This is a genomic window from Streptomyces sp. NPDC046303 (assembly GCF_055588085.1).
This window is the reverse complement of record NZ_JBVJFA010000015.1, coordinates 132598-155668: the sequence shown is the minus strand read 5'-3', so window position 1 is coordinate 155668 and position 23071 is coordinate 132598. Positions and strand designations below refer to the sequence as shown.

22 protein-coding genes are annotated in these 23071 nt (G+C 72.3%); 17 read left to right on the top strand and 5 right to left on the bottom strand.

From position 1 onward, the window contains the following. Positions 1-27 precede the first annotated feature (27 nt). From ACZ6I1_RS18120 to sucD, 3 genes are all read left to right on the top strand, one after another. Positions 28-1224, top strand: a complete 1197-nt coding sequence (locus ACZ6I1_RS18120) for a vWA domain-containing protein (RefSeq protein ID WP_469288235.1) — start codon at positions 28-30, stop codon at positions 1222-1224. A 281-nt stretch (positions 1225-1505) separates the two neighbouring features. After that, a complete protein-coding gene (gene sucC / locus ACZ6I1_RS18115; protein ID WP_366100195.1) occupies positions 1506-2684 on the top strand; it encodes an ADP-forming succinate--CoA ligase subunit beta in 1179 nt (392 codons plus the stop codon). Positions 2685-2705: 21 nt separating this feature from the next. Continuing rightward, on the top strand, positions 2706-3596 hold the full coding sequence (gene sucD, locus ACZ6I1_RS18110) for a succinate--CoA ligase subunit alpha (protein ID WP_469288233.1): 891 nt from the start codon (positions 2706-2708) through the stop codon (positions 3594-3596). Between the two features lie 88 nt (positions 3597-3684). Here the strand turns inward: sucD and ACZ6I1_RS18105 are convergent, their stop codons facing one another. Continuing rightward, positions 3685-5031 (bottom strand): helix-turn-helix domain-containing protein, encoded by a 1347-nt coding sequence (locus ACZ6I1_RS18105; protein ID WP_469288232.1) that lies wholly within the window; start codon positions 5029-5031, stop codon positions 3685-3687. 119 nt (positions 5032-5150) lie between these two features. On the opposite strand from ACZ6I1_RS18105, the gene ACZ6I1_RS18100 reads away from it, so the two are divergent. The 3 genes from ACZ6I1_RS18100 to ACZ6I1_RS18090 all read left to right on the top strand — a co-directional run bounded on the left by ACZ6I1_RS18100 (position 5151) and on the right by ACZ6I1_RS18090 (position 8734). Beyond that, on the top strand, positions 5151-6968 hold the full coding sequence (locus ACZ6I1_RS18100) for a cell division protein PerM (RefSeq protein WP_469288230.1): 1818 nt from the start codon (positions 5151-5153) through the stop codon (positions 6966-6968). A gap of 702 nt (positions 6969-7670) precedes the next feature. After that, positions 7671-7934: a hypothetical protein gene (locus ACZ6I1_RS18095; RefSeq protein WP_469288228.1), complete on the top strand. Its 264-nt coding sequence runs from the start codon at positions 7671-7673 to the stop codon at positions 7932-7934. Continuing rightward, complete coding sequence (locus tag ACZ6I1_RS18090; protein WP_469288226.1) at positions 7931-8734, top strand: cyclic nucleotide-binding domain-containing protein; 804 nt, start codon at positions 7931-7933, stop codon at positions 8732-8734. The genes ACZ6I1_RS18095 and ACZ6I1_RS18090 overlap by 4 nt, the downstream gene beginning before the upstream one ends. 115 nt (positions 8735-8849) lie before the next feature. Here the strand turns inward: ACZ6I1_RS18090 and ACZ6I1_RS18085 are convergent, their stop codons facing one another. Then, positions 8850-9446 (bottom strand): hypothetical protein, encoded by a 597-nt coding sequence (locus ACZ6I1_RS18085; protein ID WP_469288224.1) that lies wholly within the window; start codon positions 9444-9446, stop codon positions 8850-8852. 252 nt (positions 9447-9698) lie between these two features. Here ACZ6I1_RS18085 and purN point away from each other — a divergent pair, with 252 nt between their 5' ends. Together purN and purH are read left to right on the top strand one after the other, a co-directional pair. After that, complete coding sequence (purN, locus tag ACZ6I1_RS18080) at positions 9699-10322, top strand: phosphoribosylglycinamide formyltransferase (protein ID WP_469288222.1); 624 nt, start codon at positions 9699-9701, stop codon at positions 10320-10322. Continuing rightward, positions 10319-11929: a bifunctional phosphoribosylaminoimidazolecarboxamide formyltransferase/IMP cyclohydrolase gene (purH, locus tag ACZ6I1_RS18075; protein WP_469288220.1), complete on the top strand. Its 1611-nt coding sequence runs from the start codon at positions 10319-10321 to the stop codon at positions 11927-11929. The genes purN and purH overlap by 4 nt, the downstream gene beginning before the upstream one ends. 93 nt (positions 11930-12022) lie before the next feature. On the opposite strand, the gene ACZ6I1_RS18070 is transcribed toward purH, so the two are convergent. Next, on the bottom strand, positions 12023-12628 hold the full coding sequence (locus tag ACZ6I1_RS18070; RefSeq protein ID WP_469288219.1) for a hypothetical protein: 606 nt from the start codon (positions 12626-12628) through the stop codon (positions 12023-12025). A gap of 329 nt (positions 12629-12957) precedes the next feature. Between ACZ6I1_RS18070 and ACZ6I1_RS18065 the strand changes: the two genes are divergently transcribed. The 6 genes from ACZ6I1_RS18065 (at position 12958) to ACZ6I1_RS18040 (ending at position 18573) form a co-directional block, all read left to right on the top strand. Beyond that, positions 12958-13818, top strand: a complete 861-nt coding sequence (locus ACZ6I1_RS18065; protein ID WP_469288217.1) for a bifunctional methylenetetrahydrofolate dehydrogenase/methenyltetrahydrofolate cyclohydrolase — start codon at positions 12958-12960, stop codon at positions 13816-13818. Further along, positions 13808-14239: a DUF3017 domain-containing protein gene (locus ACZ6I1_RS18060; RefSeq protein ID WP_469288215.1), complete on the top strand. Its 432-nt coding sequence runs from the start codon at positions 13808-13810 to the stop codon at positions 14237-14239. The genes ACZ6I1_RS18065 and ACZ6I1_RS18060 overlap by 11 nt, the downstream gene beginning before the upstream one ends. A gap of 253 nt (positions 14240-14492) precedes the next feature. Next, entirely contained in the window at positions 14493-15482 is a 990-nt protein-coding gene (locus ACZ6I1_RS18055) for a malate dehydrogenase (RefSeq protein ID WP_469288213.1), read from the top strand. Positions 15483-15642: 160 nt separating this feature from the next. After that, positions 15643-17418, top strand: a complete 1776-nt coding sequence (locus ACZ6I1_RS18050; RefSeq protein WP_469288211.1) for a hypothetical protein — start codon at positions 15643-15645, stop codon at positions 17416-17418. Next, a complete protein-coding gene (locus ACZ6I1_RS18045) occupies positions 17399-17815 on the top strand; it encodes a hypothetical protein (RefSeq protein WP_469288209.1) in 417 nt (138 codons plus the stop codon). Before ACZ6I1_RS18050 ends, ACZ6I1_RS18045 begins: the two co-directional genes overlap by 20 nt. Before the next feature lie 176 nt (positions 17816-17991). After that, positions 17992-18573 carry a hypothetical protein gene (locus tag ACZ6I1_RS18040; protein ID WP_469288207.1) on the top strand — a complete coding sequence of 194 codons (582 nt, stop codon included), beginning with the start codon at positions 17992-17994 and terminating at the stop codon, positions 18571-18573. A gap of 65 nt (positions 18574-18638) precedes the next feature. On the opposite strand, the gene ACZ6I1_RS18035 is transcribed toward ACZ6I1_RS18040, so the two are convergent. Continuing rightward, on the bottom strand, positions 18639-19130 hold the full coding sequence (locus ACZ6I1_RS18035) for a carboxymuconolactone decarboxylase family protein (protein ID WP_469288205.1): 492 nt from the start codon (positions 19128-19130) through the stop codon (positions 18639-18641). Positions 19131-19177: 47 nt separating this feature from the next. Between ACZ6I1_RS18035 and pdxR the strand changes: the two genes are divergently transcribed. Further along, the gene (pdxR, locus tag ACZ6I1_RS18030) at positions 19178-20581 is read left to right on the top strand and encodes a MocR-like pyridoxine biosynthesis transcription factor PdxR (protein ID WP_469288203.1); all 1404 of its coding nucleotides are present in this window, start codon (positions 19178-19180) and stop codon (positions 20579-20581) included. A 49-nt stretch (positions 20582-20630) separates the two neighbouring features. Here the strand turns inward: pdxR and ACZ6I1_RS18025 are convergent, their stop codons facing one another. Beyond that, positions 20631-21446, bottom strand: a complete 816-nt coding sequence (locus ACZ6I1_RS18025) for a DMT family protein (RefSeq protein WP_469288313.1) — start codon at positions 21444-21446, stop codon at positions 20631-20633. Positions 21447-21562: 116 nt separating this feature from the next. On the opposite strand from ACZ6I1_RS18025, the gene ACZ6I1_RS18020 reads away from it, so the two are divergent. Together ACZ6I1_RS18020 and ACZ6I1_RS18015 are read left to right on the top strand one after the other, a co-directional pair. Then, complete coding sequence (locus ACZ6I1_RS18020; RefSeq protein WP_469288201.1) at positions 21563-21865, top strand: hypothetical protein; 303 nt, start codon at positions 21563-21565, stop codon at positions 21863-21865. Between the two features lie 14 nt (positions 21866-21879). Continuing rightward, positions 21880-23070, top strand: a complete 1191-nt coding sequence (locus ACZ6I1_RS18015; RefSeq protein WP_469288199.1) for a glutathionylspermidine synthase family protein — start codon at positions 21880-21882, stop codon at positions 23068-23070. Position 23071: the final 1 nt, after the last annotated feature.

The following is a 23071-nucleotide window of genomic DNA, read 5'->3' as shown; positions in this document are numbered from 1 at the left end:
GTACAGCGAGTACAGGGGGACAGGCAGATGAACGGTACGGACAGCCGGACCGAGGCGCGCGACGGGATCGCTGCGGAAGCCGACGCGGGCGAGCGCCTGCGGCGGTGGCGGATGGTGCTGGGAGGGGGAGAGGCCGACGGGACCGGGTGTGCGCTGGGCGGGCGGGACGCCGCGATGGACGCCGCGCTCGGCGCGCTGTACGGCGGGGGCGGCGCGGACGGCTCGCGCAAGTCCTCGGGGTCGCGGTCCGCCGGGCTCGGCGGGTCGGCGCCGAACGTGGCGCGCTGGCTCGGCGACATCCGTATGTACTTCCCCAGCCCGGTGGTCCAGATCATGCAGCGCGACGCCATCGAGCGGCTCGGGCTGTCCGCCCTGCTGCTGGAGCCGGAGATGCTGGAGGCCGTCGAGCCCGACGTCCACCTGGTCGGCACCCTGCTGTCCCTGAACAAGGCGATGCCCGACACCACGAAGGAAACGGCCCGGGCCGTGGTCCGCAAGGTGGTCGAGCAGCTGGAGAAGCGCCTCGCGACCCGCACCCGGGCCACGCTGGCCGGCGCCCTGGACCGCTCCGCCCGGATCAGCCGCCCCCGCCACCACGACATCGACTGGAACCGCACGATCCGGGCCAACCTCAAGAACTACCTGCCCGAGTACCGCACGGTCGTCCCCGAACGGCTGATCGGCTACGGCCGGGCGGCCCAATCGGTGAAGAAGGAGGTGATCCTCTGCATCGACCAGTCGGGTTCGATGGCGGCCTCCGTCGTCTACGCCTCCGTGTTCGGGGCGGTGCTGGCCTCGATGCGTTCGATCGCGACCCGGCTGGTCGTCTTCGACACCGCCGTCGTCGACCTGACCGACCAGCTCGACGACCCCGTCGACGTCCTCTTCGGCACGCAGCTCGGTGGCGGCACCGACATCAACCGCGCGCTCGCCTACTGCCAGTCGAAGATCACCCGGCCCGCCGACACCGTCGTGGTCCTGATCAGTGATCTTTACGAGGGCGGCATACGCAACGAGATGCTCAAGCGGGTCGCCGCGATGAAGGCCTCCGGAGTCGAGTTCGTGACCCTTCTCGCGCTGTCCGACGAGGGCGCCCCGGCCTACGACCGGGAGCACGCCGCCGCGCTCGCGTCCCTCGGCACCCCCGCCTTCGCCTGCACCCCCGACCTGTTCCCGGAGGTGATGGCCGCGGCCCTGGAGAAGCGGCCCCTCCCCGTGCCGTGACGCGCCCGGACCGCGCCACCGTGGGAATCGGCCGATCGCACGAACTTCCAGCTCAGCCGTGAGGCGATCTGTGACAGGTATCACCGCTCAGGTGTGATCTGCGATTTAGGGACCCACGGCCCACGGGGATAACCTGCGGGACGGACATGCCGCGTCCACGGTCACCGTGTGCGCCTTCCTTGTGACAGCGCCGTCACGTTGCCCTCCGCGGCACGCCCACGCAGATAGCAGACAACCGCGAATCACTGCGAATCTTTAAAAAAGACAAGGGACGGACGCGCGTGGACCTGTTCGAGTACCAGGCGAGGGACCTCTTCGCCAAGCACGGTGTACCGGTGCTGGCCGGTGAAGTCATCGACACGCCTGAGGCGGCTCGCGAGGCCACCGAGCGGCTGGGCGGCAAGTCGGTCGTCAAGGCGCAGGTGAAGGTCGGCGGCCGCGGCAAGGCCGGCGGCGTGAAGCTGGCCGCCACCCCGGACGAGGCCGTCGCCCGGGCGACGGACATCCTCGGCATGGACATCAAGGGCCACACGGTCCACAAGGTGATGATCGCCGAGACGGCTCCCGAGATCCTCGAGGAGTACTACGTCTCGTACCTCCTCGACCGAACCAACCGCACCTTCCTCGCCATGGCGTCGGTCGCGGGCGGCATGGACATCGAGCAGGTCGCCGAGGAGACCCCGGAGAAGCTCGCCAAGGTCCCGGTGAACGCCAACGAGGGCGTGACCATCGAGAAGGCCCGCGAGATCGTCGCGCTGGCGCAGTTCCCGGCCGAGGTCGCCGAGAAGGTCGCCGAGGTCCTCGTGACCCTGTGGGACACCTTCATCGCCGAGGACGCGCTCCTCGTCGAGGTCAACCCGCTCGCGAAGGTCGCCTCCGGCGACGTCATCGCGCTCGACGGGAAGGTCTCGCTCGACGAGAACGCCGAGTTCCGCCAGCCGGGCCACGAGGAGTTCGTGGACCACGCGGCCGCGAACCCCCTCGAGGCCGCCGCCAAGGCGAAGAACCTCAACTACGTGAAGCTCGACGGTGAGGTCGGCATCATCGGCAACGGCGCGGGTCTCGTCATGAGCACCCTGGACGTCGTCGCCTACGCCGGCGAGAACCACGGCGGCGTCAAGCCCGCCAACTTCCTGGACATCGGCGGGGGCGCCTCCGCCGCCGTCATGGCCAACGGTCTCGAGATCATCCTCGGCGACCCGGACGTCAAGTCCGTCTTCGTCAACGTCTTCGGTGGCATCACCGCCTGCGACGAGGTCGCCAACGGCATCGTCCAGGCGCTGGCCCTGCTGGAGGAGAAGGGCGAGGCGGTCACCAAGCCGCTCGTCGTCCGTCTCGACGGCAACAACGCCGAGCTGGGTCGCAAGATCCTCTCGGACGCCAACCACCCGCTGGTCCAGCGCGTGGACACCATGGACGGCGCGGCCGACAAGGCCGCCGAGCTCGCGGCTGCGAAGTAAGGGCAGAGGTCACAGACTCACATGGCTATCTTCCTCAACAAGGACAGCAAGGTCATCGTCCAGGGCATGACCGGTGCCACGGGCATGAAGCACACCAAGCTGATGCTGGCTGACGGCACCAACATCGTCGGCGGCGTGAACCCGCGCAAGGCCGGCACCACCGTCGACTTCGACGGCACCGAGGTCCCGGTCTTCGGCTCCGTCGCCGAGGCGATGGAGAAGACGGGCGCCAACGTCTCCGTCCTCTTCGTCCCGCCGGCCTTCGCCAAGGCCGCCGTCGTCGAGGCCATCGACGCCGAGATCCCGCTGGCCGTCGTCATCACCGAGGGCATCGCGGTGCACGACTCCGCCGCCTTCTGGTCGTACGCGACCGCCAAGGGCAACAAGACGCGGATCATCGGCCCGAACTGCCCGGGTCTGATCACCCCCGGCCAGTCCAACGCCGGCATCATCCCGGGCGACATCACCAAGCCCGGCCGCATCGGTCTCGTGTCCAAGTCCGGCACGCTGACCTACCAGATGATGTACGAACTCCGTGACATCGGCTTCTCCTCGGCCGTCGGCATCGGTGGCGACCCGGTCATCGGCACCACGCACATCGACGCCCTCGAGGCGTTCGAGGCCGACCCCGACACCGACCTGATCGTCATGATCGGCGAGATCGGCGGCGACGCCGAGGAGCGTGCGGCGGACTTCATCGCGAAGAACGTCACCAAGCCCGTCGTCGGCTACGTCGCGGGCTTCACCGCCCCCGAGGGCAAGACCATGGGCCACGCGGGCGCCATCGTCTCCGGCTCTTCTGGCACCGCACAGGCCAAGAAGGAGGCCCTCGAGGCCGCCGGCGTGAAGGTCGGCAAGACGCCGACCGAGACCGCGAAGCTGGCGCGCGAGATCCTCAACGCCGCTCGGTAAGCAGCACGCACGTGTGCAAGGGCGTGGCCCGCACCCCCCGGGGGGTGCGGGCCACGCCCTTTCTCATCGCCCGTCACGTCACGTCACGTCATTCGCTCTCCGGGGCGATCCGGGCCGGGCCGGCGGCCGGGTCGGCCCGCAGCTTGTCGTGGAGCAGCCGGCTCTGCTCGGTGAGCTGCTGGGGGCCGCTGAGCGGCGGTACGCCGGAGACGCTCTCGGCGGGCGACCGCGGGGGCTCGTACCGGGTGGGCGCGGTCGCGGCGGTGTAGGCGGTCGCGGCGGCGATCACCGCGGTCAGGCTGAGGGTCGCGCGGGTCCACATCCGGATGCGGCGCTCGCCGTAGCCCCGTACCTGCGCCGCCGGGGGCGGATCGAGCTGCACGGCCGGCCGCAGTGCGCCGAACAGGTCGTGCAGCAGCGCGGACTGCTCCTCGGGCGGTACGCCGGCCAGTTCGGGGATCCGGTCGGCGAGGTCCTCGTGCGCGTTCAGGAGGCGGTTGCCCGTCGCGGGGGTGCTGGCCTCGGTCTCGGCGGCCGTGTCGGGCAGGTCCAGGCCGACTCCGTCGTAGAGCAGGACCGTACGGCGGTGGACGGTGGGCAGGGCGAGCATCGCGTCGAGGACGATCCGGTCGGCGGGTTCGGCCGGGGGCTTGTCCGGGTGGCGGTGGGCGCGCCGGAACCGGTGCCAGGGGGAGAGGGCGTACTCGTACGCGGCCGCGCGCACCCAGCCCGCCGGGTCGGGGTCGGCGGCCACCTCCGGCCACTGGTCCCAGGCCTGACGGAACGCCCGCTCCACGGCCTCCAGGGCGAGGCGGCGGCGGCCGGTGAGGAGATAGGCCTGCCGGGCCAGGTCCGCGGCGGTGCGGGCGTAGAGGGCGTCGAAGGCCTCGGCGGGGCTGCGTGGCGGTGCCGGGTCCCCGGCGGGGGGCTCGGCGGGCTCGGCGGGCTCGGGGGCTTCGGCCGGTTCGGCGGTGGCCGCGGGTTCGGCTTCGTTTTCGGCTGCGGGCCCGGCTTCCGCTTCGGGCTCGGCTTCGGCTTCGGCTTCGGCTTCGGCTGCCGGCTCGGGTTCGGCCGTTCGGGCGGACTTGTCCGGGGTGGCGGAACGGTCCGTGGTTCCCGCCGTGGCCTCCTCGGGGACCGGTGCGGCCGAAGTGCCCGCAGTCGCCGCCCCGTCTGACGCCCCTTCGGCCGCGGCCGCGGGCGCGGCTGCGGCTTCGATACCCAGGGCGCTCGGCGGGGTCGCGAGGCCGGCCAGGAAGTCCGCGTACAGGTCGAGCTTGCGGCCGCGGGGCTGGGTACGGCCCGATTCCCAGGAGCGGACCGTGGTCGCGGTGACGCCCACCGCCGACGCGACCTGTTCGGGCGTCAGCCGTGCGGCTTCGCGCAGTCTGCGGCGCTCTTTCGGGGCGGGCAGGCCTTCGACGCGTTGAGTCATGCCACGCTCCCCGCGACCTGGCAGCCCTGGGCGAAAAAGTACATAAACGTATATTGAGCGACACCACGGGCATTCGCCTGTTACCCGCTCATAGCGCGTGTCGTTGGCACCATGGCGGGGTGACCCAAGTGACCGAACGCGGGACCCCGTTGTCCGTGGCCCCGCGAGCCGTCGGGCGGCGCCGTTCCCCGGCGGCCGCCGCGTGCGTGGTGGGCGGCGCCGTGGCGGCCGGGCTGGGGCTCGGCTTCCTCGCCGTGCTCGTCATCGTGCTGTGGATCAGCTCCCCCTATCCCGACAGCGGCCCCGGCGGGGCCCTGCACCTCGCCGCCGGGCTGTGGCTCCTCGCCCACGGGACGGAGCTGGTGCGGTACGAGACCCTCTCCGGCGTGCCCGCGCCCGTCGGCCTGACCCCCCTGCTGCTGGTCGCGCTGCCCGTGCTGCTCATGCGGCGGGCCGCGCGCCTGGGCAGCGCGTCCGAGGAGGACGGGGAGGAAGTGCTGCCGGCCAGTGCCGTCTTCTCGGCCGTGCTCTGCGGCTATCTGGCCGTGGGGGCGCTGGCCACGGTGTATGCGGCGGGCGGTCCCATGCCGGCCGATCCGATCAGTGCGGCCTGGCACGTTCCGCTGGTCGCCGTACTCGCCGCGGCGGGCGGGGTGTGGGCGGTGCGCGGCCGTCCGCTCGGGCCGCCGCCGGCCTGGGTGCCGGGGGGCGTACGGAGGGCAGTCGCGCGCCCTCGTTACGCGCTGGCGCTCCGAGCCGGTGCGGGCGGGGCCCTCGTCCTCCTGGGCGGTGGCGCGCTGCTCGTCGGCGGTTCGCTCGCGTGGCACGGGGCCGAGGTGCGGGGGTCGTTCCTGGCGCTGACGGGGGTGTGGTCGGGCCGCTTCGCGGTGTTGCTGCTGGCGGTCGCGCTGATCCCGAACGCCATGGTCTGGGGAGCCGCCTATGCCCTCGGGCCCGGCTTCGCCCTCGGCGCCGGGGTGACCGCCACGCCGCTCGGGTTCACGGGATCGCCCGCGCTGCCCCGGTTCCCGCTGCTGGCGGCGCTGCCGCCGGAGGGCGCCGGGACGCCGCTGACCTGGGCGGTCGCGGGGGTGCCGGTGGTCGCCGGGCTGGCTGTCGGCTGGTTCGCGGTGCGGCGGGCGCGGGAGGTGTCGTACGGGGAGACCGCGCTCACGGCGGCGCTGGGTGCGCTGGTGTGCGGGCTGGTCATGGCCGGGCTCGCGGCGGCCTCGTCGGGGCCGATGGGTTCGCGGGCGCTGGCCGAGTTCGGGCCGGTGTGGTGGGCCACGGGGGCGGCGGCCTTCGCGTGGACGCTGCTGCTGGCGGTGCCGGTGGCGGTGGCGGTGCATGCGTGGCGGAACCGGCCGGCCCTGGCGATGGGCGACGGCTGGCACGACAGCGGCGTACGCGAGATCCGCTGGGCGGCCCTGCGCCGAGCCGCGGGCACCTTGGTCCCGGACATCACCCCACCCCTCCCGCTCCCCCAGCCCCCGACCCCGGACCCGGCTCCGGCCAAGGCCCCGGCGTCGCCCCTGGCCAACGCCCAAGCCTCGACCCCGGCCCAGCCTCCGGCTCCCGCCCAGACCAAGGCCTCGGCTCCCGCCCAGACCCAAGCCCAAGCCCAAGCTTCGGTCCCGACCCCGGCTTCCGTCCCGGCCAAGGCCCCGGCTTCGGCCCACGCCCACGCCCAGGCAATGGCCCCGGCTTCGGCCCACGCCCACGCAATGGCCCCGGCTTCGGCCCACGCCCCGGTTCCGGCCCGGGCTCCGGCTGCGGTGCGGCCGATCCGTCAGGTGACCGTCGTACCCGGGCTCAGCCTGGACCTGCTCCCCGCAAAGCCGCCGCCGGTGCCGCCGGTGGAGGTGGCAGGCGCCCGCATCCTCCCCCGCCGCAAGCCCCCGGCCGACTCCGCGCCACAACCGCCGACGAGGCAGTGAGGGCCGCTGCGGGGTGCCGCCCCCGCTCCCTGTGCCCGGTCCCCGGCCGGCGCACCGGAACCTTCGACCGGAGCCCCTGCCCGTTGAAAGTTCTGAAGAACCAATAACTCAAGTGAGTTGCAGAGTTGAGCTTCTACGTGAGATCACACGTTTTTTCTCAGCTTCAAAGCTGTTTTTTCGGTTGCATAATCCCTTCCTGTAGGGATTTCAGCGCATGCAAGGCACACTTTCCCTCTCAGAGAGGGTTCTGTCGCAAGTTAACGGTGTGCACTGTCTTCAGCTGACACGGCTTTGGAATAGTCCCGCTCAGCGTCCGAGGTCTCCTCGGGGGTGGCTCCCCCGGTGTGGCCTCTCTGCTCATGAAGCAGGCACCAGGCGGCCGCACCCTTCAGGGTGGGGCCGTCTTTGCGTTTGTCTGAGGGCTGCTTGGATCGGACCAACGACCTTTGGGGAAAGCTTCGTTGAATTCCGAACCTCGCTTTCTCTGGCCACCGTTGCGGATGAATTCCCTCCGGGTAGACGCAATTTGGGGTTGGGTCACCCGTGTGGCGTATTCTGCGTGCTAGCCGGTTCGACCCCTCGCCAGGGTTCGAGCTCACCGGTCACGCACGTCCAGTAGGGGCTATTCCAAGCTGCGGTCGAGCTGTGCTCTCCCTGTCGGGGTCGGTACGGCTCGGCCGCCATACCTCGAAGGTAACCGTCGTGTCCGAAGGAATCCTCGCGGCTGTCCTCATCGTCGCGATCGTGGTGGGGGCGGCTTGCTTCGCCATCCGCCACCTCAACAAAACCGCCGGCCGCATCGCGGTCGTCATCGGGGCGCTGGCCGTCCTCGTGGCCGCCCTCGTGCCGGTCGTCAAGATCCTCGTCGAGTCGCCCTCCCCGGTGCCGGCCCAGTACGTCGCCCCCGCCGGGCCCCACCAGGGCGTACCGCAGGCCGGCACCGGTTTCGGAGGTGGTGCGCGATGACCGACATCGTCGAGTTCTACAACCCCGGGACCAAGATCCGCTCCTGGTCCCACGACTCCGTGGCCTCGTACCTGCGGTTGCTGGGCCTCCCCTCCTACTCGGTCGATTCCCTGATGACCGCGGGGCGCGTCGAGGCCCGTCAGCGAGGAGACGTCCTCGCGTACGGCCAGGAGTGGATCCACATCATGGGCAGCGGCGTCATCAAGGAAACGACACCCCACGGCACCACTCGTCTCTGGCGCAGGGGCGCGATCCTCGGCGACATCAGCCGGGTGATGCTCAGGAAGGGGGCGACCGACGAGTCGGGTTCCCGGGGGGTGGGGCCCCACATCACCTTCCTGGCCACCGGGGCTTGTCTGAGCCTCACCGCCCGCACGTTCGCGTCCCTCATCGAGAAGGAGCCCGTGCTGGCCCTGCTCCTCGCGCAGTTGACCAACGAACGTTCCGGGATCGTCGAGTCGGTCTACGCGGCCTCGAAGGCCGACCCGGTGATCCGGGTGGCACGGCTCCTGGATTACCTGGTCGTCGGATCCGGCAGGTCCCGGAAGGGAGTCGAACGCTTCAGGTGGACCCGGACCGGGCACCACGCGGTGCCCGCGGAGGCGCTCACGCTCACCGGCCCCAGCCAGGTCGACATCGCCGATGCGCTGGGACTTGGCCGGACCACGGTCGAGAAGGCGATCGCCTCCCTCCGTGCCGAAGGGATCCTGACCGCGCTGGCACCGGGCACCCGGTCGAACCGGTACTACGAGGTGATGGACTTCGGTCGTCTGAGGTCCCTGGCCCGCGCGGCCTCTTGACCGCTCCGCGCCGCCCCCGCCCCCGCTCGGTACGCGCCGACGAGGGCCGGGGCGGAGCGGGAGCCGGCCCCGGCGGGGGCTGCGAGAAGCGGGAAGCGGGGGCGCAGAGCGATCGTCAGCGGCGGACCTTCAGGATGTCGCCCAGGACGTTGTCCGGCAGGAGCGTGTTGCACCGGAGTTCCGCCGTGTGCGTCAGGGCGTCGTCGCGGCAGACGTAGAAGTCCTTGTACGCCAGCTGCACGGCGTACGAGCTCATCGCCAGCAGGATCGCCAGTGACGCCGTGACCAGGCCGCTCACCGCCGCCGTGCGCTGGGGGCGGGCCGCCTCGCCCAGGGCCGCCAGGCCGCCCGGGGAGCTCGGGCCGCCCTCGGCGGATTCCACCGCCGGCTTGCCCCGCAGGGCGCTGATGCCCCAGTACAGGGCGAGCGCGCCCAGCAGCAGTCCCACCGACGGGATCCCGAAGATCCCGAAGAAGAAGCCCCACATGCCGGCCAGCAGCGCGTAGCGGGCGCGGCGCTGGATCGGGTCGGTCGGGTCCCAGCGCGCCGGCCCGCCCCGGCCGCCGCCCTCGGGTTCCTGCCGGCCGCCGCCGTCGCCGTCCGCGCCGTTGCCACCGCCGCGCGGCTGCCACGGCTGATCGGGCCGGCCTTCCGGGGGAGCCGCGAAGGGATTGTCGTCGGTGGGGGAGTCGGGCTGGCGGCGGTCCGGCATCGGGTGTGTTTCTTCCCCTGTGTCATGGACGTCAGGGCGACGTCGCGGCGGAGGCCAGGTGGGTGAGGCCTGTGCGGCTTGTAGGCCAGACGCTACCGCCCGCCCGTCACCCCGTCCCTCGGGGGCCGTCCCGTGTGCCGGTATCGTTGCAGGCGGTCGGTGACTTCGTATGGTTCCCCGTATATCGGTACCCCGAAGTTTCGTATGACCACACAAAGACGAACACCGCATTCCCGTGAGAAAGGGCCTCCCATGGCCGCCTCCCGCCTGGTCGTGCTGGTCTCCGGTTCCGGCACCAACCTCCAGGCCCTGCTCGACGCCATCGACGCCCACCCCGGCGGACCCGAGGGCTTCGGCGCCGAAGTCGTCGCCGTGGGGGCCGACCGCGAGAACATCGCCGGTCTGGAGCGGGCCGAGAAGGCCGGGATCCCCACCTTCGTGTGCCCGGTCAAGGCGTACGGCAGCCGTGCGGAGTGGGACGCCGCCCTCACCGAGGCGACCGCCGCCCACGCCCCGGACCTCGTCGTGTCCGCCGGGTTCATGAAGATCGTGGGCAAGGAGTTCATCGACCGCTTCGGCGGCCGGTTCATCAACACCCACCCCGCCCTCCTCCCCGCCTTCCCGGGCGCCCACGGCGTACGGGACGCGCTCGCCTACGGAGCGAAGGTCACCGGCTGCACGGTCCACTTCGTGGACTCCGGCGTGGACACCGGTCCGATCATCGCCCAGGGTGTCGTCGAGATCCGGGAAGAGGACGACGAAGCCGCTCTCCATGAGCGCATCAAGGAAGTCGAGCGCGAGCTGCTCGTCGACGTCGTGGGGCGCCTGGCCCGGCACGGCTACCGCATTGAGGGACGAAAGGTAACAATCCAGTGACCGCCGTAGAGCGCGTAGAGACCGCAGACAGCGCAGACAGCAACGAACCGACCACGACCCAGCGGCCGATCCGGCGTGCGCTCGTCAGCGTCTACGACAAGACGGGACTGGAAGAGCTGGCCCGCGGGCTGCACGAGGCGGGTGTCGCGCTCGTCTCCACCGGCTCCACGGCCTCGAAGATCGCCGCGGCCGGGGTGCCCGTCACCAAGGTCGAGGAGCTCACCGGCTTCCCCGAGTGCCTCGACGGCCGCGTCAAGACGCTGCACCCGCGCGTACACGCCGGCATCCTCGCCGACCTGCGCCTGGAGGACCACCGCAACCAGCTCGCCGAGCTGGGCGTGGAGCCCTTCGACCTGGTGATCGTCAACCTCTACCCCTTCCTGGCCACCGTCCAGTCGGGTGCCACCCCGGACGAGTGCGTGGAGCAGATCGACATCGGCGGCCCGTCGATGGTCCGCGCCGCCGCCAAGAACCACCCGTCGGTCGCCGTCGTCACCAGCCCCGCCCGCTACGCCGACGTGATCGCGGCCGCCCAGGGCGGCGGCTTCGACCTCACCGCGCGCAAGCGGCTGGCGGCCGAGGCCTTCCAGCACACCGCCGCCTACGACGTGGCCGTGGCTTCCTGGTTCACGAACGCGTACGCCCCGGAGCCGGAGGCGGTGCTGCCCGAGTTCCTGGCCGGCGCCTGGGAGCGCAAGTCGACCCTCCGCTACGGCGAGAACCCGCACCAGGCCGCCGCGCTCTACACGGACGGTCAGCCCGGCGGGCTGGCCAACGCCGAGCAGCTGCACGGCAAGGAGATGTCCTTCAACAACTACGTGGACACCGAGGCCGCCCGCCGGGCCGCCTACGACCACGAAGAGCCCTGCGTCGCGATCATCAAGCACGCCAACCCGTGCGGCATCGCCGTGGGCACGGACGTCGCCGCGGCCCACCGCAAGGCGCACGCCTGTGACCCGCTGTCGGCCTTCGGCGGTGTCATCGCCGTCAACCGCCCGGTGACCGTCGAGCTCGCCGAGCAGGTGGCCGAAATCTTCACCGAGGTCATCGCGGCCCCCGGCTACGAGGACGGCGCCGTCGAGATCCTCGCCAAGAAGAAGAACATCCGGGTGCTCAAGGTGGACGGCACGCCGCACCAGCCGGGCGACCTCAAGCCGGTCTCCGGCGGTGCACTGCTCCAGCAGTCGGACGTCTTCCAGGCCGAGGGCGACGACCCGGCCCACTGGACCCTCGCCACCGGCGACGCGCTGTCCGCCGACGAGCTCGCCGAGCTCGCGTTCGCGTGGAAGGCCTGCCGGGCCGTCAAGTCCAACGCCATCCTGCTCGCCAAGGACGGCGCGTCCGTCGGCGTCGGCATGGGCCAGGTCAACCGCGTCGACTCGGCGAAGCTCGCCGTCGAACGGGCGGGCGCCGAGCGCGCGCAGGGCTCGTACGCCGCCTCCGACGCCTTCTTCCCCTTCCCGGACGGGCTGGAGATCCTCACGGCCGCCGGTATCAAGGCCGTGGTCCAGCCGGGCGGTTCGGTCCGTGACGAGCAGGTCGTCGAGGCCGCGAAGAAGGCCGGCGTGACGATGTACTTCACCGGGACCCGGCACTTCTTCCACTGATCCGGCCCCACCGGAACGGCGTACGGAACGGCGAAGGCCGCGACCCGCAGCACACACTGCGCGGGTCGCGGCCTTCGCCGTACGCGGGGGCGATCAGTAGCGCGGGCGCTTGAACCAGGCGGCGCCGGAGCTGCTGACCACCGAGGCGAGGATGATGCCGCTGATGGCCAGGCCGACGATGCCGCCGTAGATGGCGGAGCCGCCGTTGGCGGAGGCGTTGGCGAAGTTGCCGAGGCTGCCCAGGATGGACAGCGAGGCGAAGACGATCGTCGTGATGCGCACGCCGTTGCCGCCCTTGGCGAACTTGGCGCCGAGGACGATGGCCAGCACGCCGAACACGACGACGATGACGGCCACGAGGATGAGCACACCGCCGACGACGTCACCGGCGGCGCTGCTGGAGTCGGTGCTCGACAGGGCGGCGCCACCGACGGCGGCGATGATGCCGAAGAGGATCTGCAGGCCGCCGATGATGAAGAGCAGCACGCGCGAGGTCTTCAGCAGGCCCGGCATCTCCATGGGCATGCCCGGGTAGCCGCCGGGGGCACCGGGGTAGGCCTGGGGGGCCTGCTGCGGGTAGGCGTAGCCGCCCTGCGGCGGAACGCCCTGGGGCGCCTGCTGCGGGTAGCCGTAGCCGGGCTGGCCCTGCGGGGCCGGGGGCTGCTGGCCGTACGGGTTGTTCGGGTCGCCGAAGCTCATCTTGGGGTGTTCCTCCGTGGAAGTGCGGGGACGCACGGCACGCGCGGAGGAAAGCTGTGTTCTACGGTCCGCCCCCCGGCACTGCCCGCGGCACTCTTTTCCGGTCATCGTCGTCCGACCGGACCGGACTTGTCCAGCCGGGCGCTCCGGGGCCGGTGACTTGTTGTGCAAGTGCAATGAACCCAGCGAACCCAGCGAACCCGGTGAACCCCGAGAAACGCGGAGAACCGGCCGTGAACCGCCGTGAACCGCCGTGAACCCCGTGAACCGTGCGAGCACGCGAGCGCCTTGACTGGAACCGGGGGCACTCCATCCGGGAGGATGGCCACATGACCGCCCAGATTCTCGATGGCAAGGCCACCGCCGCCGCGATCAAGTCCGAACTGACCGTCCGTGTGGCGGCCCTGAAGGCCCGGGGCGTCACGCCCGGCCTCGGCACCCTGCTGGTCGGTGACGACCCGGGCAGCCGCTGGTACGTCAACGGCAAGCACAAGGACTGCGCCGAGGTCGGCATCGCCTCCATCCAGCGCGAACTTCCCGAGACGGCCTCCCAGGAGGACATCGAGGCGGTCGTACGGGAACTCAACGCCAATCCGGAGTGCACGGGCTACATCGTCCAACTCCCGCTGCCCAAGGGCATCGACACCAACCGGGTCCTGGAGCTGATGGACCCGCTGAAGGACGCCGACGGCCTGCACCCCATGTCGCTCGGCCGGCTGGTCCTGAACGAGCCCGGCCCGCTGCCCTGCACCCCGTACGGGATCGTCGAACTCCTGCGCCACCACGGCGTCGGGATCAACGGCGCGCACGTCGTCGTCCTCGGCCGGGGCATCACCGTCGGCCGCTCGATCGGCCTCCTGCTCACCCGCAAGTCCGAGAACGCCACCGTGACGCTCTGCCACACCGGCACCCGCGACCTCTCCGGGATGCTGCGCCAGGCGGACATCGTCGTCGCCGCGGCCGGCGTCCCGCACCTGGTGAAGCCGGAGGACGTGAAGCCGGGCGCGGCCGTGCTCGACGTGGGCGTCAGCCGCGACGAGAACGGGAAGATCGTCGGCGACGTGCATCCCGGCGTCGCCAACGTGGCGGCCTGGATCTCCCCGAACCCGGGCGGCGTCGGCCCGATGACCCGGGCCCAGCTCCTCGTCAACGTCGTCGAGGCCGCGGAACGGAGCACCAGTGCGGGCTGAGCGGGACGACGAGCGCGCGGCGTCCGCCGACGCCGCACGGTCCCGGCGCTTCCCGTCCGTCACCCGCGACACCGCCCGCCCCGAGGGCAGCGGCCGGGCCGTGCCCGGGGCCGTGTCCACGCCCGCCCGCCAGTGGCCGATGCTCAGCGTGCTCACCGCGACCGCGGCCGGGCTGCTGGCCACGGCGATGGGACATCCGCGGATCGGCTGCCTGGTGATCGGCGTGGCCCTGATCACGGCCTCGGTGCTGCGGCGCGTGCTCCCCTCGGTGGGGATGCTCGCGGTGCGCTCCCGCTTCACGGACATGGTCACGTACGGGCTGCTGGGCGTGGCGATCACGCTGCTCGCGCTGGTGATGGAGCCCAAGCCGCTGCTGAACCTCCCGTTCCTGGAAACGGCGGTCCGCTTCACCGTCCGCTGAGCCGCCGCACGCGGGCGACGCCGTACGTTCGCCCGTCCGGCGGTGCCGGCGCGCCCGGACGCGGAGGGGAAGGCCCTCCCGGCCTGCGCACGCGCGGCCCGTGTGCCCCGCACCACACACACCGGGGGATTGGGCCGCGCCAAGGTCGGATAGCCTGACGCCGGACTGTCTCTTCACGTCAAGATTCACAGCGAAGCGGCGTCCGCACATGGGGCGGGGACGCCCCACCGCCAGCTGTCTAACGGAGAAGGCCATGACCCGCACTCCCGTGAATGTCACCGTCACCGGCGCCGCCGGCCAGATCGGCTACGCGCTGCTCTTCCGCATCGCCTCCGGCCACCTGCTCGGCGCGGACGTGCCGGTCAAGCTCCGCCTCCTGGAGATCCCCCAGGGCATGAAGGCCGCCGAGGGCACCGCCATGGAGCTCGACGACTGCGCCTTCCCGCTGCTCAAGGGCATCGACATCTTCGACGACCCGAACCAGGGCTTCGAGGGTGCCAACGTCGCGCTGCTCGTCGGCGCCCGCCCCCGTACCAAGGGCATGGAGCGCGGCGACCTGCTCTCCGCCAACGGCGGCATCTTCAAGCCGCAGGGCAAGGCCATCAACGACCACGCCGCGGACGACATCAAGGTCCTCGTCGTGGGCAACCCGGCCAACACCAACGCGCTCATCGCGCAGGCCGCCGCCCCGGACGTACCGGCCGAGCGCTTCACCGCGATGACCCGCCTGGACCACAACCGCGCGATCTCGCAGCTGGCCGCCAAGACCGGCGCCGCCGTCTCCGACATCAAGCGCCTCACCATCTGGGGCAACCACTCGGCGACCCAGTACCCGGACATCTTCCACGCGGAGATCGCCGGCAAGAACGCCGCCGAGGTCGTCAACGACGAGCTGTGGCTCGCCGAGACCTTCATCCCGACCGTCGCCAAGCGCGGTGCGGCCATCATCGAGGCCCGTGGCGCGTCCTCGGCCGCCTCGGCCGCCAACGCCGCCATCGACCACGTCCACACCTGGGTCAACGGCACCGCCGAGGGCGACTGGACCTCCATGGGCATCCCGTCGGACGGCTCCTACGGCGTCCCGGAGGGCATCATCTCCTCCTTCCCCGTCACCACCAAGGACGGCAAGTACGAGATCGTCCAGGGCCTGGACATCAACGAGTTCTCCCGCGCCCGCATCGACGCCTCCGTCGCGGAGCTCGTCGAGGAGCGCGACGCGGTCCGCGGGCTCGGCCTCATCTGATCGCGGCTCCACAGCTCTGAAAGGCCCCGGCGCCCAGCGCGCCGGGGCCTTTCGGCATGTCCGCGCAGCGCGCCCGCGGCGCACGTTTTTGGCGTGATCCGCCCTGTGCGGGCTCCGCGGGACCCCGTACGGTTTCCCCCCACACCTGAGGGGGGACTCGGTGAGTGGTACCACTGCGGAGGACGGCAGAGCGCCCGTCCACCCGTCGCAGACGGAGGCCGGACGGCTCCTCTGCGCCGGTGTCTATCTCGACCCCGCGTTCCGCGACCGGGTGATCGACGAGCTGTACGTCCACGAGGAGCGCTTCACCGCGCCCTCCTACGGATTCGACGCGGCCCGCGTCCTGGCCCACGCCCTGCGCGCCCGGCGCATCGAGATCGCCTGGGCGGTGGCGGTCGTCGCGGTCTGGGCCCTCGGGCTGCTGCTGCTCCAGACCTTCATCGTCTTCCTGATCGTCCCGGCGCTCCTGCTCAGCGGCGCCGGGGCGATCAAGCGGCGCCGCGACCGGACCGGCCGCGGCCCCCGGATCGTCGAGTACCTCCTGCGCGGGTACGCCGTCTGGATGCTCGGCAACGTCCTGTGGGGGGTGGTCGCCGGTTTCGCCGACGACCTCGTGAGTCCGATGCGCTTCTCGGAATCCGGCTGGTTCCTGCCGTACCTCGGCGAGACGGTCGTACGGAACCCGCTCGGCATCTTCGTGGAGTGGCCGCTGATGGGGCGGTTCCACGGGGAGGCGTACTCGTGGGTCGCCGTACTCGTCTTCCTCCTGCTCACGACCGTCGCCGGGCTCCAGCGCGGGCATCTCGCCCGCGTCCTGCACCTGTCGCTGGACCGTGAGGGCTACGCCGCCGGGGCGGGAGACCTGGTGGTGACGGGCCGGCGCTTCGGGCGGGCCCGCGCACGGATCCAGCGGATCCAGCACGCGCCCCTGGTCCTGTACGACGTGGCCAATCCGTTCTGCGGCGCCGGCCAGGCACACCTGCCGTGGCAGCTGTCCGTCGAACTGCGGCCGCGCGATGGCGGCGAGGCGCAGGCACAGGCGCTGGACAACGCCCAGATCGTGGACCGGATCCGGCCACGGCTGGAAGCCCTGCGCGTTCCGTCGCCGCACGGCTCGCGGGAGGCGGAGGCCTCCGTACTGGACCGTCTGCGCGAACTGGTCATCGACGAGTGCGTGTTCCTGCCGGCCGACGGGCCGCCCGACGTCGACTCCCTGGACCTGTCGGACGAGGCGTTCGCCGAGCACCGCGCCGCCGCCGTCGAGGAGGGCGGCGAGCGCCGCCGGCACTTCCTGCGCGTGCGGATCGGCGGCTGGGACGAGAACCTCGTCGTCACCGTCTTCATCCGCGTGCACACGCAGGGCGGCATGCTGATGCTGGAGGTGGCGCCGCACGTTCTGCTGCCCGTCCGGCCGGACTTCCAGCGGGCCGACGACACCGTCCAGCGGCAGCGGCGCAACTCCGTCTTCGCGAAGGTGGTCTGGGCGGTCGTCAACGGTGCGGGCGCGCTCGGCCCGGCGGTGCCGGCCCTGGTGCGCGCGGCCCGCATCCCGTGGCGGACGGCCACGGCGGGGCACGGCGTGGCGATCCCGGCGGGACCGGCCGTCTCCGTACGCGAACTCGCCTCGCAGACCGACGCCTCGCTGTTCCAGCTGATGGACCTGGACCGGTACCTGAAGACCGTCCAGGAGCGGATCGTCGGCGGGGTGGCCGAGGCCCTGCACGAGGCGGGCTGGCACACCAAGGAGTTCGCGGAGCGGGCCGTCAACGTCGCGGAGGGCGCGGTGTTCATCCAATCGGTGCACAACAGCGCCTTCGGCATCGGCGGCGTGAGCCACAACAGCGCCGTCAGCCACCAGGGTCCGGAGCCGGGCCGGGGCACGGGTGCGGGTGCGGGCAAGGAGAAGGGGAGAAGCGGTGGCAGCGAGCGGTGGTAGCGGCGGCGGTGGCGGTGGTGGCGGTGGCTCGGAACAGTCCGCGGTACGGATAGGCGACATCCACGGCAGCAGCTTCAGCATCGGCGGCTCCCACAACACCAACAGCACCGTCCACCACGGTGGCGGTACGGGGGACGGGCCGCAGCCGGGCGCCGAGGAACTCCTGGAGGCCGTACGGGAGCTGCGCGCGGCCCTCGTACGCCTGCCCCGCAGCCCCGACCGGGCGGCGCTGGACGGAGAACTGGACGAGGTGGCCGGGGTGTTGGAGGCGGGCGGCGAGGTGCGTCCGGGCCTGCCGGCCCGGCTGCGCGGGGCGCTGGAGAGATGGGCCCCGCTGGTGGACTCCGTGAGCGCGGCCACCGCCCTGGCGGCCCTGCTGACGACGCTGGGCGGCTGACGGTGGCCGAGGGGGAGGGCGGGGTCCGCTGGAACCCGCGGTCGCAGCGGTGGGAACGGGAGGCGCAGGCCCCGGCCGTGCCCCCTGCGCAGGCCCCGGCTGTGCCCCCTGCGCAGGCTCCGGCCGCGTCCCCGGCGCAGGCCCCGGCTGAGGCGCAAGGGGCGGCTGATGCCCCGGTGGGCTCCCCGTACGCGTACCCGCCGGAGCCGGCCCCCGAGCGGCGCCGGCGGATGCTGCTGGTGGCGGTGACGGCGGCCGGCGTGGCCGTGCTGGGCGCCGCCGCCGTGGCCGGGTGGCTGTACCTGGACCACAAGGGCCCGGACTCCGGGCCCGCGCGGGCCGAGTACACGCAGGTGCGGGACACGGTGGCCGGTTTCTCGGTCCGCATCCCCCCGGGCTGGGAGGCCAGTCCCGGTGAGACCGGATACGGGGCCGTCTACCGCCCCGCCGGAGGCGACCGGAGCGCGGGGCTCCAGGTCTTCCGGGCCACCGACGACACGATGACCGCCTGCCAGATCCTGCGCGAGTCCACGGTGGAACTGAGCAAGAACCCCGGCTACCGGGAGATCTCCAGGGAGCCCGTCGACGGTGACGGCTGCGAGCAGGTCTACGAGTACGAGGCCGCCCACGCCGTCGTCCGGCTCCTCGTCGCCTCCGACGACACCCGCTGGGTACTCCTGGTCTACGGCCCCAAGACCGACGTCCCCCTCGTCCGCAAGCAGCTCGCGACGGCGGTCGGATCCTTCCGGACGGACTGAGCGGGAGCCGCGGGAGCCGCGGGAGCGACGGGCGCCGGGCACCGCTGCACCGCCATCCGGCCGGATCAGCTGTGGTACATCCCCGGCGTGTAGTGCCCCGGCACCATGCGCGTCGTGACGCCGATCCGGTTCCAGACGTTGATCGTCGCGATCACGGCGATCAGCTGGGCCAGCTCGCGCTCCTCGAAGTGCTTCGCGGCCTTCTCGTACACCTCGTCCGGTACGAATCCGTCGGTCAGGACCGTCACCGCCTCGGTGAGTTCGATCGCGGCGAGCTCCTTCTCCGTGTAGAAGTGCCGCGACTCCTCCCAGGCGCCCAGCTGCACGATCCGCTCGACGCTCTCACCGGCCGCGATGGCGTCCTTGGTGTGCATGTCCAGGCAGAACGCGCAGTGGTTGAGCTGCGAGGCCCTGATCTTGACGAGTTCGACGAGGGCCGGGTCCAGGCCCTTCTTGGCGGCGATCTCCAGGCCCAGGACGGCCTTGTAGACCTCGGGGGCGAGCTTCGCCATGTGCATGCGGGGGGTGTGCTCGGTCGCGTTCTGCGTGTTCGTCATGTGATCCACCGTAGGAGACGGGCGGCCCGCCGCTATGGTCCATATCCATGACGGAATCCTGGGCCACTTTCGGCGCCGACCTGCATCTCGACCTCTCCGACGGGCGCGGACTGCGGGCCGGTCTCACCGAGGCGCTGCGCGAGGCGGCGCGCAGCGGCCGGCTGGCGGCCGGGACCCGGCTGCCGTCCTCCCGTTCGCTCGCCGTGGACCTGGGGATCGCGCGGAACACGGTCGCGGAGGCCTACGCCGAACTCGTCGCCGAGGGCTGGTTGACGGCCCGTCAGGGCTCGGGCACCCGGGTCGCGGAGCGGGCGAGGCCGCGCCGGGCGGCGGCGGCCGTCCGCGCACCCGGCGGCCGCCGCCCCGCGCGCCGCGGGCTCGCCTACAGCCTGCTGCCCGGCTCCCCGGACCTGAGCGGCTTCCCGCGGGCGGCCTGGCTCTCGGCGGCCCGGCGGGCGCTGACCGACGCGCCGAACGAGGCCTTCGGGTACGGGCCCGACGGGCGCGGCCGGCCCGAGCTGCGGGAGGCGCTGACCGGGTACCTGGCGCGGGCGCGCGGGGTGTACGCGGACCCGGAGCGGATCGTGCTGTGCGCCGGCTTCGCGCACGGGCTGACTGTGCTGGCCCGCGTGCTGCGGGCGCGGCGGGTACGGGAGATGGCGGTGGAGGGGTACGGCCTGGACGTCCACCGGAACCTGCTCACGGGGGCGGGCCTGCGGACCCGGCCGCTGGGGGTGGACGGGGACGGGGCCCGCACGGGGGAGCTGACCGCCGGGGTGGGCGCCGTCCTGCTGACCCCGGCGCACCAGTTCCCGACCGGGGCCGCCCTGACACCGGCCCGCCGGGCGGCGGCGGTCGACTGGGCCCGCACCACCGGCGGGCTGATCCTGGAAGACGACTACGACGGGGAGTTCCGCTACGACCGCCAGCCGGTGGGCGCCCTCCAAGGGCTGGACCCGGACCGGGTCGTCTACCTCGGCACGGCGAGCAAGTCCCTGGCGCCGGGGCTGCGGATGGGCTGGATGGTGGTCCCGCCGGGGCTGCTGGACGAGGTCCTGGCGGCCAAGGGCGTGAGCGACTGGACCTCCAGCGCGCTGGACCAGCTCACCCTGGCGGAGTTCATCACCTCGGGGGCGTACGACCGCCACGTGCGCGGCATGCGCCTGCGCTACCGGCGCCGCCGGGACGAACTCGTGGCGGCCGTCGGCGACCGGGTCGGCGTATCGGGGATCGCGGCGGGCCTCCACGCGGTGCTGGACCTCCCGGCGGGGACGGAACGCTCGGTCCTCCAGTCGGCCGCCTGGCAGGACCTGGCCGTGCAGGGCCTGGGCTGGTTCCGCCACCCGGAGGCGACCGCCGCCCCGCGCGACGCCCTGGTCGTCGGCTACGGCACCCCGCCGGACAGCGCCTGGACCCCCACTCTGGCGGCCCTGTCGGCGGCGCTGCCGTGAGGTCCGCCGCCGGGTGCGGAGCCCCAGGAGCGGCGCAGCCGGGGCCGGGTCACGTCGTAGGGGCCGGTTCCCCGAAGCGGGACAGGGCCAGGGAGCCGGCGAGGGCCACCGCGAAGCCGAGGACGGCCAGCCAGGTCAGGCCCTCGCGGGTGCGGTCGCCGAGCCAGGCCACGCCGGCGACCGCCGGGCCGACCGTTTCGCCCAGGACCAGGCCGGCCGTCGCCGCCGTCACCGAGCCGCGCTGCAGGGCCGAGGTGAGCAGGAGGAAGGCCGCGCCGCCACCCAGGAGGAGGGCGTACAGGGCGGGGTTGCCCAGGTCCGGAACGGAGTCGATGAGGCGGACGGCGACCTCGACGACGCCGAAGCCGGTGCCCGAGGCCAAGCCGAGCACCAGCGCCCGCGGCCCGTCGGGGAGCCGGCCGGCCGCCGCGCCGACCAGCAGCACCAGCCCCGCCACTCCCAGCAGCCCCAGTTTCAGGGCGAGCGAGCCCGCCCCCGAGCCCTCCTCGCCGGAGGCCAGCCCCAGCATCAGCAGCCCCGCGCACACCACCGCCACCGCGCCCCACTCCGTACGCGACAGCCGGACGCTCAGCAGCCGGGCCGCGACCACCGCCGTCACCGCCAGGCTCGCGGCCAGCGCGGCCCCGACCGTGTAGAGGGGGACGTGGCGCAGCGCGATGATCTGGAGCACGAAGCCCATCGCGTCCAGGCCCAGACCGGCGAGATACCGCCACTGCCGGAGCGCCCGCAGGAACAGCGCCGGGTCCACTCCGGATCCCGTCCCCGGCTCCGCCGCCCGCGCCGCGACCGCCTGCAGAACGGACGCCGTACCGAAGCAGGCCGCCGCACCCAGTGCGCAAATCATCCCAATGAGCACGAACTGACTCTAGGTCACGGATCTGAGGACGGCCGGATTCCATCGGCCCGGGGCCCCGCTCTAGTCTGTCGGCAGCACGCCAGGACCTAGGGGGAGCAGCAGGTATGGACACCAGCAGCACCAACAAGCGCCGTATGCGCTCCGGCGCCGTCGCACTCGGCGGCATGGGCCTGCTCGCGGCCACGCTCGTGGCCTGCGGCAGCAGCAACGAGCCGGACAAGCGCTGCGCGTCGCGCTCCACGCTGGAACACCTGAACAACAAGGAGTGCAAGAGCGGCGGCAGCGGCGCGTACTACTACGGCGGCACCGTCCACAACGGCAAGGTCACCGGCGGCAGCTTCGACAAGTCCGCGGTCACCCGCGGCGGCATCGGGGGCCACTCCAGCTCCGGCTCCAGCGGCGGCTGAGGAAACCGGAACCCATGCAGCGGCACACCATCGAGCCCCGCCCCGACTGGCAGAAGACCGTCGAGGAACAGGGGCTGATCTACCCCCTCACCCGGTACCCCGACGACTCCCTGCGTCCCTACTGGGACGAGAGCGCGTACTACGCCTTCACGCTCCCCGAGGTGGAGGCGCTGGAGAACGTGGTCGAGGAACTGCACGCCATGTGCCTGGCCGCGGCCGCGCACATCGTCGAGCACGACCGGTTCGCGGACCTCGGCATCACCGACCCCCGACTGGCCTCGCTGATCGCCGAATCCTGGCGCCGCCGCGCCGAACAGCCCTCCCTCTACGGCCGTTTCGACCTGCGCTACGACGGCAGCGGCAGCCCGGCCAAGATGCTGGAGTACAACGCCGACACCCCGACCTCCCTGGTGGAGGCGGCCAGTCCGCAGTGGTTCTGGATGGAGGAGCGCTTCCCCGGCGCCGACCAGTGGAACTCCCTCCACGAGCGCCTCGTCGACGCCTGGCGCCGGCAGGCCGAACTGCTGCCGCCCGGCCCCCTGCACTTCGCGCACTCCGAGACCGACGAGCTCGGCGAGGACCTGATGACGGTCGCCTACCTGCAGGAGACCGCCGAGCAGGCGGGCCTGGACACCCAGGCCCTGTCCGTCGAGCAGATCGGCTGGGACAGCCTCTCCGGCCGCTTCGTGGACGAGAAGCTCCGCTTCATCCGCAGCTGCTTCAAGCTCTACCCGTGGGAGTGGCTGGCCACGGACCAGTTCGGCCCGCAGGTCCTCGGCACCTACGACCACGGCGGCGGCTCCGGCACCACCTGCTGGATCGAGCCGCTGTGGAAGATGCTGCTGTCCAACAAGGCGCTGCTCGCGATCCTGTGGGAGCTCTTCCCGGAGCACCCGAACCTGCTGCCCGCCTACCTCGACGGCCCGCGCGAGCTGGCCGAGGAGGGCGGTTACGCCGCCAAGCCGCTGCTCGGCCGCGAGGGCGCCGGGGTCACCCTCCACGAACCCGGCGGCGAGCCCTTCGTGGCGCGGGACGACGAGAAGTACTGCTTCCAGGGCCTGGCCCCGCTGCCCGACTTCGACGGCAACCGGGTGGTGCTCGGCGCGTGGGTCGTCGAGGACGAGGCGGCGGGGCTCGGCATCCGCGAATCGGCGGGGCCGGTCACGGACGAGTACGCCCGCTTCCTGCCCCACGTGATCCTGTAGG

Coding starts and splice junctions, on each gene's coding strand:
- sucD (WP_469288233.1), top strand. CDS start 2,706: ATGGCTATCTTCCTCAACAAGGACAGCAAGGTCATCGTCCAGGGCATG.
- pdxR (WP_469288203.1), top strand. CDS start 19,178: ATGACGGAATCCTGGGCCACTTTCGGCGCCGACCTGCATCTCGACCTC.
- ACZ6I1_RS18055 (WP_469288213.1), top strand. CDS start 14,493: ATGACCCGCACTCCCGTGAATGTCACCGTCACCGGCGCCGCCGGCCAG.
- purN (WP_469288222.1), top strand. CDS start 9,699: ATGGCCGCCTCCCGCCTGGTCGTGCTGGTCTCCGGTTCCGGCACCAAC.
- ACZ6I1_RS18070 (WP_469288219.1), bottom strand. CDS start 12,628: ATGAGCTTCGGCGACCCGAACAACCCGTACGGCCAGCAGCCCCCGGCC.
- ACZ6I1_RS18025 (WP_469288313.1), bottom strand. CDS start 21,446: ATGATTTGCGCACTGGGTGCGGCGGCCTGCTTCGGTACGGCGTCCGTT.
- ACZ6I1_RS18120 (WP_469288235.1), top strand. CDS start 28: ATGAACGGTACGGACAGCCGGACCGAGGCGCGCGACGGGATCGCTGCG.
- ACZ6I1_RS18065 (WP_469288217.1), top strand. CDS start 12,958: ATGACCGCCCAGATTCTCGATGGCAAGGCCACCGCCGCCGCGATCAAG.
- ACZ6I1_RS18105 (WP_469288232.1), bottom strand. CDS start 5,031: ATGACTCAACGCGTCGAAGGCCTGCCCGCCCCGAAAGAGCGCCGCAGA.
- ACZ6I1_RS18090 (WP_469288226.1), top strand. CDS start 7,931: ATGACCGACATCGTCGAGTTCTACAACCCCGGGACCAAGATCCGCTCC.
- ACZ6I1_RS18015 (WP_469288199.1), top strand. CDS start 21,880: ATGCAGCGGCACACCATCGAGCCCCGCCCCGACTGGCAGAAGACCGTC.
- ACZ6I1_RS18020 (WP_469288201.1), top strand. CDS start 21,563: ATGGACACCAGCAGCACCAACAAGCGCCGTATGCGCTCCGGCGCCGTC.
- ACZ6I1_RS18085 (WP_469288224.1), bottom strand. CDS start 9,446: ATGCCGGACCGCCGCCAGCCCGACTCCCCCACCGACGACAATCCCTTC.
- ACZ6I1_RS18035 (WP_469288205.1), bottom strand. CDS start 19,130: ATGACGAACACGCAGAACGCGACCGAGCACACCCCCCGCATGCACATG.